The sequence below is a fragment of the Hydrophilobacter chitinilyticus genome (assembly GCF_049860745.1).
Taxonomy (GTDB): Bacteria; Pseudomonadota; Gammaproteobacteria; order Burkholderiales; family Burkholderiaceae_C; genus Rhodoferax_B.
In genome coordinates this window covers 933,434-947,046 of the sequence record NZ_CP187561.1, presented here as the reverse complement: position 1 = coordinate 947,046, position 13,613 = coordinate 933,434, and the positions used below count along the sequence as shown (strand labels likewise).

Below are 13,613 nucleotides of genomic sequence, written 5' to 3'. Positions count from 1 at the left end.
TCTGGCGCATGTTTGCATTATTTGAAGAAGCAGGGAAATTCCAGACGGGGCGGATTCTGTCCGAGGCAGAGTCGTCGGCCCAGATCGAGCTGGAAAGCGGTAAGCGCGTCAAGGTCAAGTCGGCCAACGTGTTGGTGAAGTTCGAAAAACCGTCTCCATCCGAACTGGTGAAGGCCGCCCAGGCTGTGGCCCAGAGCATTGAGCTCGACCTGGCCTGGGAATTTGCACCCGAAGAAGAATTCGGTTTTGCCGACCTGGCGCGCGACTATTTCAGCGAAAAAGCCACGCTGGAGCAGCAAGTGGGCGCGTTGTTCTGCCTGTTTGAGGCACCGCACTACTTCCGCCGTGCCGGCAAAGGGCGTTTCCGCAAGGCCCCGGCTGAAATTCTGCAATTGGCGCTGGCCGCCATCGAGAAAAAGCAGCAAATCCAGGCGCAGATCGACGAGTGGGCCAAGGCCCTGGCGGCGGGCGAGTGCCCGCCAGCCGTGCGCGAGCAGCTTTACAAAATCCTGTTCAAGCCCGACAAAAACGCGCCCGAATACAAGGCCGTGGTGGAAGCCTCGCGCGCCAGCCACACCGCGCCGCTGGTGCTGCTGCAAAACGCCGGCGCCATCGACTCGTCTTACCAGTTCCACTGGAAGCGCTTCCTGTTTGAGAACTTCCCCAAGGGCACGGGTTTCCCGACGATTGCCGCCCCGGCCATCACCGACGAGCTGCCGCTGGCCTCCGTCCGGGCGTTCTCCATCGACGACTCGGCAACCACCGAAATCGACGATGCGCTCTCGGTGCAAGGCCTGGGCAGTGGCACAGTCACGGTGGGCATTCACATTGCGGCCCCCGGCTTGGCTATTACCCCCGGCAGCGCGCTCGACCAGTTGGGCCGCGCGCGTTTGTCCACGGTCTACATGCCCGGCTACAAGATCACCATGCTGCCCGACGCTGTGGTGCAAACCTACACGCTGGAAGAAGGCCGCGACTGCCCGGCGGTGTCGCTGTACGTCACACTGGACGAGGCCACGCTGGAAGTCAAAGCTTCTGAGACCAAGCTGGAGCGCGTGCCCATTGCCGCCAACCTGCGCCACGACCAGCTCGATACGCTGGTCACCGCCGAGTGGCTGGAAGACCCAGCGTTTGAGCATCAAAACGGTGCTTCAAGCAGCGTGGTAGAGCGCGAGCAGCTATCCTTTTTGTTCCGCCTGGCTAAACATTTGAAGGCCGGGCGCGAAGTGGTGCGCGGCAAGCCAGAAAACTTCAACCGGCCCGACTACACCTTCCGCCTGGTGGGCAACGACGGCGCCGAGCCTACGGGCCACGAGACCGTGCAGATCGGCACACGCCAACGCGGCGCGCCGCTGGACTTGATCGTCGCCGAAGCCATGATCCTGGCCAACAGCACCTGGGGCAACTGGCTCGCCGAAAACGGGGTGCCCGGCATTTACCGCAGCCAGGCCAGCATGGCCCCTGGCGTGAAAGTGCGCATGGGCACCAAGGCCTTGCCACACGCCGGCATTGGCGTGAAGAGCTACGTGTGGAGCACCTCGCCGCTGCGCCGCTACACCGACCTGGTGAACCAGTGGCAAATCATTGCGGTGGCGCGCCACGGCAAAACCGCCGCACTGGCCGCCCCGTTCAAGCCCAAAGACGCCGACCTGTTCTCCATCATCTCGATGTTCGACGCCGCCTACTCGGCCTACAACGGCTACCAGGGCGGCATGGAACGTTTCTGGACGCTGAAGTACGTGCAGCAAAACGGCATCACCGAGGTCGTTGGCACGGTCTTCAAAGAAGGCCTGGTGCGCGCCGACAACCTGCCGCTGGTGTTGCCCGTGCTGGGCAGCCAAGACCTGCCGCGTGGCGCACGTGTGCGCGTCAAGCTGGGTGCCATTGACGAGATCACGCTCGACGTGGCCGGCACTGTGGTGGAACGCCTGGACACGGCCGAGCAATCTGCCGAGACCGAGGCGCCCGAGGAAGAAGACGACGAGCCGACCGCGGGCCCACTCGCCATTGCGGTCGACATGAGCGAAAGTGGCGAAACCGCCACCGCCGAACCACCACAACCGTGAAAGCACGCGCCGCCAGCACCTTCGCCCAACTCAGAACCCTCAGCACATTGCAATGGGCGCTGGGGGTGTCGATCTTGGCGCACGCGGTGCTGTTGACGGTGCGCTTTGTCGACCCCGAGGCCTTCAACCGCGTGTTCCAGGACACGCCGCTCGAAGTCATCCTGGTGAACGCGCGCACCAACGAGCGCCCCGAAAAAGCCATGGCAATTGCGCAGGCCTCGCTGGCCGGCGGCGGTGAAGCCGCCAAGGGCCGCGCCACCTCGCCATTGCCGCCCTCGCCCATGGCCGACCTGGGCGAGTCGCTGGAAGAAGCGCAGCGCAAGATGGAAGCCATGCAAGAGCAGCAAAACCAGTTGCTCACGCAGTTGAACCAGCAGTTGGCCAACATGCCGCTGCCCGACCCCAAGCAAACCGCACAGTCGTCCGACCAGCAAGCGCAGGAAGACAAGCGCCGCCGCCTGGTGAAAATGCTGGCCGAAATTGAGCGCCGCATCAACGAAGAAAACTCCAGACCCAAACGCCGCTACGTGAGCCCGGCCACGCGTGAAGAGGTCTACGCGCTGTATTACGACAACCTGCGCCGCCACGTGGAAGAACGCGGCACCGACAACTTCCCCGAAGCCGGTGGCAAGAAGCTCTACGGCGAACTCACCATGATCATCACCGTCAACTTTGACGGCCAGGTGCTGGGCACCCAGGTGGTCGAAAGCTCAGGCAACCGCACACTCGACCGGCGCGCCGAGGCCATCGTGCGCGGAGCTGGACCGTTTGGTTTTTTCAACTCTGCCATGCGCGCCAAGGCAGACCAGATTCTGGTCGTCTCCAAGTTCCGCTTCACCCGTGAGCAGACGTTGGAGACCAAGGTCAGCAGCAATTAGGGCACCAGATTTCCATGCGTTTTATTGGGCGTTGGGTGGTGCTGGTGTTTGTGGCTGCATTGGCATTGGAGCTCACGTTTCTGGGCCGCATTGCGCTGATGACGGTGGTCGATCCGCAGTCCACCGCGTTTGAGCGCTCCGAAGCCTGGCGCCTGGCGACGCGCTCGCTGGGTGCGGCGCCAGCAGAGCCCGCCCCCACCGGCAAAAACAGCAGCAAGCGTGCCCCACCACCACCCGCCACCGATTTCCGTTGGCGCCAGGAATGGGTGCCGTACACACAAATCTCCGACAACCTGAAACGCGCGGTCATCGCCTCGGAAGACGGCAGCTTCGTCAACCACGAAGGCGTGGACTGGGAGGCCATGGAAAAGGCCTGGCAGAAGAATGAGAAGGCCCAGGAGAAAGCCATTGCCAACGCCAACGCGGGCAATAAGCCCATCAAGATTGTCGGCGGATCCACCATCACGCAGCAACTGGCGAAGAACCTGCTGCTGTCGGGCGAGCGCAGCCTGCTGCGCAAGGGCCAGGAAATCGTGCTGACCTTCATGCTCGAAGGGCTGCTGAGCAAACAGCGCATCCTGGAGATCTACCTCAACAGCGTGGAGTGGGGCGAAGGCGTGTTCGGCGCCGAGGCCGCCGCACAGCACTATTACCGCAAGCCAGCGGCCAAGCTCACGACCTACGAGGCCGCACGCCTGGCGGTGATGCTGCCGCGCCCGCGCTACTTTGAGAAGCTGCCGAATTCAGGCTATCTGTCGCACCGCGCCTCGGTGGTGGTGGCACGCATGCCGAGCGCCGAGCTGCCTTAAGGCTACGCTGAACAAGTCCCAGCATGCTGCGACTTGTTCAGCGTAGCCTTAAACCCTTTTCATCCGCTCAATGCGGATGGCTATGCTGGTGGTGAATGTCCGGGTAATGCGGGTGTTTGTGCGTCAGCACTTCATGGCGATGCCTGTGGCTGTGTGCCAGTGTCGCGTGGATGTGACCATGTTCGTGCCGCTCGCACTCAACAGCAGCGCGACGGCAAGGCGGGGGGCAGATCGGATCGACATCTTTAAGTGCACCATAAGCATGCACACCGAAGCTACATTCCATCATTCGCACATGACCTTTACGTCACCGAATCTGCATGAGTCTTCCTGACCTCCCGGCAACCGCACCACCCCTCTCGTTCCGCGATGCATTTTTCTATTGGCTCAAGCTAGGCTTCATCAGCTTTGGCGGGCCGGCCGGGCAGATTGCCATCATGCACGAGGAACTGGTGGAGCGCAGGCGCTGGATCTCAGAGAGCCGCTTCCTGCACGCGCTGAACTACTGCATGCTGCTGCCCGGCCCCGAAGCGCAGCAGTTGGCGATCTACATCGGCTGGCTGCTGCACCGCACCTGGGGCGGCATTGTGGCCGGGGTGTTGTTTGTGCTGCCGTCGCTGTTCATCTTGATTGGCCTGTCCTACGTGTACATGGCCTATGGTCACGTGCCGACGATTGCAGGCGTGTTCTACGGCATCAAGCCCGCGGTCACTGCGCTGGTGGTGCACGCGGCCTACCGCGTGGGTTCACGGGCACTCAAAAACGGCTGGTTATGGGGCATTGCAGCGGCGGCGTTTGTGGCGATCTTCGCGCTGGGCCTGCCGTTTCCGCTGATCGTGCTGGCGGCGGCGCTCATCGGCTACGTGGGTGGCCGCGTGGCACCGGCTAAGTTTGCGGCCGGTGGCGGCCACGGCAAAGCGGCCCAGTCGCTAGTCCCGGCGTTGATCGACGACCACACCCCCACGCCCGCCCACGCGGTGTTTGCCTGGGGCCGCTTGTACCGCGTGCTGGGGGTCAGCTTGCTGCTGTGGGCCGCAGGCATTGGCGCGTTGACCGCACGCTATGGCTGGGACGGCGTGCTCACGCAAATGGCCTGGTTCTTCACCAAGGCCGCGCTCATGACCTTTGGCGGCGCTTACGCCGTGCTGCCCTATGTGTTCCAGGGCGGGGTGGAGCACTACCAATGGCTGACCGCAACGCAAATGATTGACGGCCTGGCATTGGGCGAAACCACGCCGGGGCCGTTGATCATGGTGGTGTCGTTTGTCGGCTTTGTGGGGGGCTGGGGCAAGGCGCTGTTTGGCCCGGAGGCTTTGTTTCTATCGGGCGCGGTGGCGGCCACAGTGGTCACCTTCTTTACTTTTTTACCGTCGTTCTTTTTCATCTTGCTGGGCGGACCTTTCATCGAATCCACCCACGGCAACCTGAAATTCACCGCGCCGCTCACCGGCATCACCGCCGCCGTGGTGGGCGTGATTGTCAATCTGGCGGTGTTTTTTGCTTATCACGTGCTCTGGCCGCAGGGGCTGGCCGGGCCGTTTGATTGGGCCTCGGCGGTGATTGGCTTGGCAGCGGCTGTCGCCTTGTTTCGCTTCAAGGTGGCGGTGATTCCGGTGGTGCTGGGCGCAGGCCTGGCGGGGTTGGCATGGACACTTTTGCACCCGCTAGCCGCTTGAAGAGACGGCTATCGTCAAGGAAAAATCCATTGAAACGCCCTACTTATTCGGGCAACTTAATCAGCCGAAATTCTGAAGCGGCGCATTTGGTTGCAAAATTGGCTGGTTTAATTAGAAATCTGCCGAAAAGCAGAACGGACAACACCCGATCCTGGCTACCGGCCCTTGCGGCCTAGACAGGGCATTTTCTACCTCTAGAGAAGAGTTATGAGCACCCAGCAACCGACCATCATCTATACGCTGACCGACGAAGCCCCGCTTCTCGCCACCGGCGCGTTCTTGCCCATCATCCGTACGTTCACCGCACCGGCTGGCATCAACGTCGAGACCGCCGACATCTCGGTGGCCGGTCGTATCCTGGGCCAGTTCCCTGAGCGCCTGACCGAAGCGCAGCGCGTGCCCGACACCTTGTCCGAACTGGGCAAGCTCACGCTCACCCCCGACGCCAACATCATCAAGCTGCCCAACATCAGCGCCTCGGTGGCCCAGCTCAAGGCCGCCATCAAGGAACTGCAGGAAAAGGGCTACAACATCCCCGACTACCCTGAAGCCCCTTCGACCGACGAAGAAAAAGACATCCGCGCGCGCTACAACAAATGCACCGGCAGCGCCGTGAACCCGGTTCTGCGTGAAGGCAACTCTGACCGCCGCGCCCCCGCCGCCGTCAAGAACTACGCCCGCAAGAACCCGCACAGCATGGCCGAGTGGAGCCAGGCTTCGCGTTCGCACGTCTCGCACATGCACGGCGGCGACTTCTACCACGGCGAAAAGTCCATGACGCTGGACAAGGCCCGCGACGTGAAGATGGAGCTGGTCACCAAGAGTGGCAAGGCCATCGTGCTCAAGCCCAAGGTTTCGCTCAAGGACGGCGAGATCATCGACAGCATGTTCATGAGCAAGAAAGCCCTGCTGGCTTTCTACGAGAAGGAAATCGAAGACGCACACAAGACCGGCGTGATGTTCTCGCTGCACGTCAAGGCCACCATGATGAAGGTCTCGCACCCCATCGTGTTCGGCCACTGCGTGAAGATCTTCTACAAGGAAGCCTTCGAGAAACACGGCAAGCTGTTTGAAGAGCTGGGCGTGAACGTCAACAACGGCATGGTCGATCTGTACAACAAGATCGCCACGCTGCCGCAAAGCAAACAAGACGAGATCAAGCGTGACCTGCACGCCTGCCACGAAGGCCGCCCCGAGCTGGCCATGGTGGACTCGGCCAAGGGCATCACCAACTTCCACTCGCCCAACGACATCATCGTCGACGCTTCCATGCCCGCGATGATCCGCAACGGCGGCAAGATGTGGGGCGCCGACGGCCGCCTGAAGGACGTGAAGGCCGTGATGCCCGAGTCGACCTTTGCCCGCATCTACCAAGAAATCATCAACTTCTGCAAGTGGCACGGCGCCTTCGACCCCAAGACCATGGGCACGGTGCCCAACGTCGGCCTGATGGCGCAGCAAGCCGAGGAATACGGCTCGCACGACAAGACCTTTGAAGTGGCCGAAGACGGCGTGGCCAACATCGTCGACCTGGCTACAGGCGAAGTGCTGCTGAGCGAAAACGTTGAAGCCGGCGACATCTGGCGCATGTGCCAGGTCAAGGATGCCGCCATCCGCGACTGGGTCAAGCTGGCCGTCACGCGCGCCCGCAACTCCGGCATGCCTGCCGTGTTCTGGCTCGACCCGTACCGTCCGCACGAAAACGAAGTCATCAAGAAGGTCAAGACCTACTTGAAGGAACACGACACGGCTGGCCTGGACATCCAGATCATGTCGCAAGTGCGCGCCATGCGTTACACGCTGGAGCGCGTGGCCCGTGGCCTGGACACCATCTCGGTGACCGGCAACATCCTGCGCGACTACCTGACCGACCTGTTCCCCATCATGGAACTGGGCACCAGCGCCAAGATGCTGTCCATCGTGCCTTTGATGGCCGGTGGCGGCATGTACGAAACCGGTGCCGGTGGCTCCGCGCCCAAACACGTGCAACAGTTGGTGGAAGAAAACCACCTGCGCTGGGACTCGCTGGGTGAATTCCTGGCGCTGGCCGTGTCGCTCGAAGAACTCGGCATCAAGACCGGTAACAACAAGGCCAAGATCCTGGCCAAGACGCTGGACGCGGCCACGGGCCAACTGTTGGACAACAACAAGAACCCATCGCCCAAGACCGGCCAGTTGGACAACCGTGGCAGCCAGTTCTACCTGGCCATGTACTGGGCGCAGGAATTGGCCGCGCAAAAGGACGACGCCGCGTTCGCTGCCCAGTTCGCGCCATTGGCCAAGGAACTGACAGACAAGGAAGCCACCATCGTCAACGAACTGACCGTGGTGCAAGGCACGCCAACCGACATCGGTGGCTACTACAAGCCTGACTTCGCCAAGCTCGACAAGGTGATGCGCCCGAGCAAGACGCTCAACGCCGCACTGGAAACAGTCAAGGCCTAAAAAGGTTCCGGCGCTGCTTTGCCAGCGCCTGACACCGGCTCAAAAAAAGCCGCTTGCACACACCATGTGCAAGCGGCTTTTGTTTTGGCGCAGTACGGTGCGGGGTGGGCTCAGTCCAGTTGGGCTTTGACGTGCTTCAGCAGGCCGTCGCATGCGTCTTCAATCAGGTCCAGAACCGATTCAAAGCCCTGGGCGCCGCCGTAGTAAGGATCGGGCACCACGGCGCTGTTATGGCGCTCGCAAAACTCGGTGAGCCGCCGAATCTTGTGGTGATGGCGCGGCGCGCTTTGGCTCTGCGCCAGCGCGAGGTTGTCCCAATCCATCACTAGGATGAGGTCGTGCGCCTCGAAGTCCGCATCGAGAATTTGCCGCGCCCGAAGGGCTGACAAATCGTAGCCACGTCGCACCGCATGCGCTTGCGAGCGCGTATCGGGCGGGCTGCCCGGGTGGTAGTTGTGCGTGCCGGCAGAATCGACCCGGATGCGGTCAGCCAACCCCAGCGCCGTCACCTTGTACAGGAACACGCCATGTGCCGTGGGGCTGCGGCAGATGTTGCCCATGCAGACAAAAAGAATGGAAAAGGTTTTCATCGTCAAAGCCAAGAAGCCAGCCCCATTCTGACGCGCTGCGCCAAACCCCGGCGCAGCGTCTTTTCAAAATCACCTCAAAAGATCAGAACGACTCCCAATCGTCATCTGCCGCAGGGCGGCTCGCCACCTTGCTGGGGGCTGCAATCTTTTCTGCCGGAGCGGCCTTGGGTGCAGGCGTGCTGGCCGCTGCTTTCAAGGGGGCGCGCGCAGCCGGTTTGGGGCTGCTGAAGTTGGCCGATGGAGCGGCGGGTTTCACGGCGCTGGCTTGCGGCGCAACCGCAGGCGCTGCAGCGACTGTTTTAGGCGCGGCACGGAAAGCTGCTTTCTGGTCCAGCTTGAAGATCGCTACGGCGTCCACCAGTTGCTGCGCCTGGCCTTTAAGGCTGTTGGCGGCAGCAGCGCTTTCTTCCACCAGCGCGGCGTTCTGCTGCGTCGCCTGGTCCATCTGCGTGACGGCTTCACCCACTTGGCTCACGCCTTGTGATTGTTCGCTGCTGGCGGCGCTGATCTCACCCATGATGTCGGTCACGCGGCGAATCGAGGTCACCACTTCCTGCATGGTCACACCAGCCTGGTCGACCAGCGTTGTGCCCTGCTCCACGCGATCCACACTGGCGGAGATCAGGTTCTTGATTTCCTTGGCTGCATCGGCACTGCGTTGCGCCAGGCTGCGCACTTCAGAGGCCACCACCGCAAAGCCGCGGCCTTGCTCACCGGCACGCGCCGCTTCCACCGCCGCATTCAACGCCAGGATGTTCGTCTGGAAGGCAATGCCGTCGATCACGCTGATGATGTCGGCAATCTTCTTGCTGCTGTCGTTGATGCCCTTCATGGTCTCGACCACTTGGCCCACCACATCACCGCCACGCACCGCCACGGTGGACGCGCTTTGCGCCAACTGGTTGGCTTGGCGCGCGTTGTCGGCGTTTTGCTTCACCGTGCTGGACAACTCTTCCATCGACGCAGCGGTTTCTTCCAGCGCGCTGGCTTGTTGCTCGGTGCGCGCGCTCAGGTCGTTGTTGCCCTGCGAGATCTGCGAGCTGGCCGTGGCCACGCTCTCGGCACTTTGGCGCACATTACCCACCACACTGGCCAGGCTGTCCTGCATGGCCTTCAGCGCAGACAAGAGTTGCGCGGTTTCATTTTTGCCTTCGGCTTCGAAGTGCAGGCTCAAGTCACCAGCGGCGACCGCTCGCGAAATGCCAACCGCCTGGTTCAACGGGCCGGTGATGGAGCGCACCAACAGCCAGCCCAAAAAGCCCAACAAGGCGACAGCAACAACGCCTATCGACACCAGCAGCGTGCGCGCAGAGCTATAGGCTTCGATGGCTTTCAGCTTATCGTTCTCGCTGTTCTTGATTTGCAAATTGGCAAACGCATCCGCCGCATCGTTGGCCACGTTTTGCAGCGGAGCCAAAACCTTGAGCATCACGTTGGCCTCTTCGTTTTTGTCGGCCATGCCAAACTCAATCACCTTGTCGGTCGGCACACGCAAGGCGGCAATCGCCTCTTCCATCTTGGCCAGCGCGGCCTTGCCTTCGGGGGTGACCACGGAGTCACGCAGCGGGCCAATCATTTTTTGGTAGTCGGCCCGTACCGAGGTAATACGCTCGCCCGTCTTGGCATTCACGGCAGGGTCGTCTTCCAGCACGATGTTGCGCGCCAGAATGGCTCGCAAGCGTATGTTGTCCTTGATGTCCTTGGCCGTCAGCAACTTGGGCATACGCTCGGACACGGCCGTGTCCAACTGGGCCTGGATCGCGGCCATGCTGGACAAGCCGATCCACACCATCAGCGCGAGCAGAACTGCCGAAAGCACGATACCCATACTCAGGCGCGTACCAATTTTGAGGTCTTTGAGATTCATGTTGTTGTCGATGTTGGGAGGGAGAAGTTCAAAGCTGGCGCGCGTGACGGTGCCTGTGCGCCATGGAAGAAGAAGTCGCGCACAGTCCAGACAAATGTCATGTGCTGAGGGGGAGTTGTAGGAAGGTCATCAAACGGTTTACCCACTCTTTATTCGTCAACACAGAGGTAAAACTTGAGGGGTTTCTGACGAGAGCAGCATTTGACGGCGTCATTTAATGTAATTTGAGCGACATGAAAGCCTTTTTGGTGCGCCAAATTTAGGGTATTTACCCTTCCTCAAATTGCCGAATAAACAACGCTTTTTCCGCGCGACTCAAGCCATACCAAAGTCAACGGCTCAGCCCATGGGCCTTGGCACATAGCGCCGCATCACGTCACACAAGTACTCGGCGGCGGGCGTAAGTGGCAACTCGGCGCGGCGCATCAGCACGATGTCTGGCGCGGGCAGGCGCTCGCTGATCTTGATGGTCATCAGCGCGTGTTGCGTGAGGTCAAACTCACCCAGTTGCACCGGCAGCAGCGCCAGCAGGTCAGTGCTGGCCAGCCCCACCATCATCGACAACGCGGTGCGCGCCTGCAGCACCACACGCGGCGCGGGCAAGCCGTGTTGGGCGAACAGCCGCGCAAAGTCTTCCTGCGTGTCGAAGTCGATGGAAGGCAGCGCCCAATCACACTTCACCAAGGCTTTGAGTGAACGGGCACGCGCCAACGGGTGGCCTTTGCGGCCCACCACAGCGCGGGTGTTGGTGAACAGGGTCTCGGTCACAAAACCGGCAGGCACTTCGCGCGGTGTGGCGCCCAGGTAGAAGTCGATGTCGCCGGCGCGCAGTTGCTGCTCTAGATCAGGGAACAGGCCTTCGATGAATTGCAGCCGCACATCCGGGTAACGCTGGCGAAACACCGGCAAAGCGCGGGGCAACAAACCGATGTGCGGCATGATCGACAAGCCCGCAATCACCGTGCCCTGGTTATCGCCTTGCGCCTGCGCCAACTCGTCACGCGCGCGCCGCAACTCGTTCACCATGCTGCGCGCCCGCTCGTGGAACAGCCGCCCCATAGGCGTGAGCACCATGCCGCGCGCCTGACGCTCGAACAGCGGTGTACCCAACTCTTTTTCCAGTGCCCGCACGCTGCGCGTGAGCAGCGGCTGGGCGACATCGAGGCGGCGCGCCGCAGCGCGCAAACCGCCGTTTTCGACGATGGCTGTCAGGTCGCGTAGCTGGGTCAGCTTCATGGGTTGTCTCCCGTTTTTTAGTCTTTATCCCAACGGATTCGCTAGATATCAAAATCGAATCACTCCGGGAATTTTGCCATCTTTCGGTGCCAATCAAGCACACTTACATTGGCCCCGCGACAGAACAAAAAAGATCCAAACCGGAGACAAAACATGACGATTGATAAGCCCGCACACCGGGTTCGGCGCAGCATGCTCGCTGCCACAGCCGCCGCGCTCAGCCTGGCCTTTGGCGCAGCCCCAGCCCACGCCGACACCTGGCCCAGCAAGCCCGTGCGCATGGTTGTGCCCTTCCCCGCCGGTGCTTCGCCCGACGTGGTGGCCCGCCTGGTGGCCGACCGCTTGGCGCGCAGTTGGGGCCAAACCGTCTACATCGAAAACAAACCTGGCGCGGGCGGCATTCCTGGAATGTCGACATTGGCACGCGCGCCAGCCGACGGCTACACCATCGGCTTCGTGCCGGCCGCTGCCGCCACGCTCACGCCACTGCTCTACAAGAACCCGCAGTTCAACATCGACAGCGACATCGTGCCTGTGGCCAACATCGGCATCAGCCCGATGATGGTGGCGGTGAACAGCAGCTCCAACATCTACACCGTGGCCGACCTGGTGCGCGAAGCCAAGGCGCAACCCGGCAAGCTGAACTTTGCGGCCGCACAAGCCAACTCGGTGCCACACCTCACCGGCGAGATGCTCAGCCGCGCGGGCGAGCTGCAACTCTTCACCGTGCCCTACTCGGGCTCGCCCACCGCCACCAATGCGCTGCTGGCGGGCGACGCCAACCTCACGGTCGACGGCCTGCCGGCCCTGGTGCAACACGTCAAAGGCGGCAAGCTGCGCGCCATTGCCGTCACCTCGGCACAGCGCCTGCCGGGCTTTGAGAACGTGCCCACCGTGGGCGAAACCTTCAAGGGTTTTGAGTCCGTGGGCTGGTTTGGTTTGTTTGTGCCCGCCGGTACGCCAGTGGCCGTGGTCGACCAGATCAACCGCGAAACCAACAAGCTGTTGCAGCAGCCAGACCTGGTCGCGCAACTGGCCGACCTGGGCGTCTACCCACGGCCCGGCACCCCGGCGGCCATGGGTCAGTTTCTGACGGAGCAGCGCGCACTGGCACGCAACACCGTACGCGACTTGGGCCTGCAGGCGCAGTAGTCCAGCACCACCAAGCCCCACACCGACACCTCAGCCGTTCGACTTTTCAAGCTGCGCACCCGCGCGGCTTGGCTCAACACATCCCAACACTTTCCAACGTTCTTGAATTGAAAGGAAATCCCATGACGGATCGACTCAAAGCCCTGGTCACCGGCGGCGCCACCGGCATCGGCCGCAGCGCCGTGCTGGCCCTGGCCCGCGCGGGTTACGACGTGGCCATCAACTACGGCTCCAGTGCCCAAGCCGCAGCCGCCACGGCCGAAGAAGCGCGCGCACTTGGTGCCCACACCCTGCTGGTGCAATGCGACGTGAGCGACGACGCGGCGGTGCGCAAGATGATGGCGACCATCGACGCCGCCTTTGGCCGGCTCGACGCCCTGGTCAACAACGCCGGCACCACCGCCACGTGGAAGGTGAAGGATCTGGAGAGCCTGGACATGGCCGAGTGGGACCGCACGTTTGCGGTCAACGTGCGCGGCACGTTCCAGGTGTCGCGCGCGGCCGTGCCGCTGCTGAAGAAGGGCCGCAACCCGTCCATCGTCAACACCGCCAGCATCGTGGGCCTGCGCCCTGGCCCGCAACCCTTGCCCTATGCGGCCAGCAAAGCGGCGGTGGTCAACCTCACCAAAACCTTGGCCTGGAACTTGGGGCCAGACATCCGCGTGAACGCCGTCGCCCCGGGCTGGATGGAGGGCGACTGGATGGAGCGCATGTTGGGCGACAAGTACGACGACCTGATGGGCAAACGCGCCAAGGCCACGCCCCTGCGCCGCTGCGTCACCGCCGACGACGTAGCCGAGACCATGCTCAACCTCTTGCAATCCAACCGCTTTGTGACCGGCGAGATCGTGGTCATCGACGGTGGCTTCACCAGCTCGACCTGAGGCACACACC

The 13,613-nt window shown here is 62.1% G+C and carries 10 protein-coding genes and 1 pseudogene; 7 read left to right on the top strand and 4 right to left on the bottom strand.

Going from position 1 to position 13,613, the window contains the following annotated elements; translation table 11 throughout:
• Window positions 1-8: 8 nt before the first annotated feature.
• The 3 genes from ACPWMG_RS04495 to mtgA are packed head-to-tail and all read left to right on the top strand — an operon-like array spanning window position 9 to window position 3,753.
• Window positions 9-2,066 carry a ribonuclease catalytic domain-containing protein gene (locus ACPWMG_RS04495; protein ID WP_483303460.1) on the top strand — a complete coding sequence of 686 codons (2,058 nt, stop codon included), beginning with the start codon at window positions 9-11 and terminating at the stop codon, window positions 2,064-2,066.
• Window positions 2,063-2,944 carry an energy transducer TonB gene (locus tag ACPWMG_RS04490; RefSeq protein WP_483303459.1) on the top strand — a complete coding sequence of 294 codons (882 nt, stop codon included), beginning with the start codon at window positions 2,063-2,065 and terminating at the stop codon, window positions 2,942-2,944. The genes ACPWMG_RS04495 and ACPWMG_RS04490 overlap by 4 nt, the downstream gene beginning before the upstream one ends.
• A gap of 14 nt (window positions 2,945-2,958) precedes the next feature.
• Window positions 2,959-3,753, top strand: a complete 795-nt coding sequence (gene mtgA, locus ACPWMG_RS04485) for a monofunctional biosynthetic peptidoglycan transglycosylase (RefSeq protein WP_483303458.1) — start codon at window positions 2,959-2,961, stop codon at window positions 3,751-3,753.
• 67 nt (window positions 3,754-3,820) lie between these two features.
• Here mtgA and ACPWMG_RS04480 read toward each other — a convergent pair.
• Window positions 3,821-3,946 (bottom strand): annotated as a pseudogene (locus ACPWMG_RS04480) (EamA family transporter); the annotation flags it as partial.
• Window positions 3,947-4,073: 127 nt separating this feature from the next.
• Here ACPWMG_RS04480 and chrA point away from each other — a divergent pair.
• On the top strand, window positions 4,074-5,429 hold the full coding sequence (chrA, locus tag ACPWMG_RS04475) for a chromate efflux transporter (RefSeq protein ID WP_483303457.1): 1,356 nt from the start codon (window positions 4,074-4,076) through the stop codon (window positions 5,427-5,429).
• 207 nt (window positions 5,430-5,636) lie between these two features.
• The gene (locus ACPWMG_RS04470; RefSeq protein WP_483303456.1) at window positions 5,637-7,874 is read left to right on the top strand and encodes an NADP-dependent isocitrate dehydrogenase; all 2,238 of its coding nucleotides are present in this window, start codon (window positions 5,637-5,639) and stop codon (window positions 7,872-7,874) included.
• 110 nt (window positions 7,875-7,984) lie between these two features.
• On the opposite strand, the gene ACPWMG_RS04465 is transcribed toward ACPWMG_RS04470, so the two are convergent.
• From ACPWMG_RS04465 to ACPWMG_RS04455, 3 genes are all read right to left on the bottom strand, one after another.
• On the bottom strand, window positions 7,985-8,464 hold the full coding sequence (locus ACPWMG_RS04465; protein ID WP_483303455.1) for a low molecular weight protein-tyrosine-phosphatase: 480 nt from the start codon (window positions 8,462-8,464) through the stop codon (window positions 7,985-7,987).
• 82 nt (window positions 8,465-8,546) lie between these two features.
• A complete protein-coding gene (locus ACPWMG_RS04460) occupies window positions 8,547-10,331 on the bottom strand; it encodes a methyl-accepting chemotaxis protein (RefSeq protein ID WP_483303454.1) in 1,785 nt (594 codons plus the stop codon).
• A 339-nt stretch (window positions 10,332-10,670) separates the two neighbouring features.
• Window positions 10,671-11,567, bottom strand: coding sequence for a LysR family transcriptional regulator (locus ACPWMG_RS04455; RefSeq protein WP_483303453.1), 897 nt, complete (start codon window positions 11,565-11,567; stop codon window positions 10,671-10,673).
• A 153-nt stretch (window positions 11,568-11,720) separates the two neighbouring features.
• Between ACPWMG_RS04455 and ACPWMG_RS04450 the strand changes: the two genes are divergently transcribed.
• Together ACPWMG_RS04450 and ACPWMG_RS04445 are read left to right on the top strand one after the other, a co-directional pair.
• Complete coding sequence (locus ACPWMG_RS04450; protein ID WP_483303452.1) at window positions 11,721-12,719, top strand: Bug family tripartite tricarboxylate transporter substrate binding protein; 999 nt, start codon at window positions 11,721-11,723, stop codon at window positions 12,717-12,719.
• A 122-nt stretch (window positions 12,720-12,841) separates the two neighbouring features.
• Window positions 12,842-13,603, top strand: coding sequence for an SDR family NAD(P)-dependent oxidoreductase (locus ACPWMG_RS04445; RefSeq protein ID WP_483303451.1), 762 nt, complete (start codon window positions 12,842-12,844; stop codon window positions 13,601-13,603).
• The last annotated feature ends 10 nt before the right edge of the window (window positions 13,604-13,613 follow it).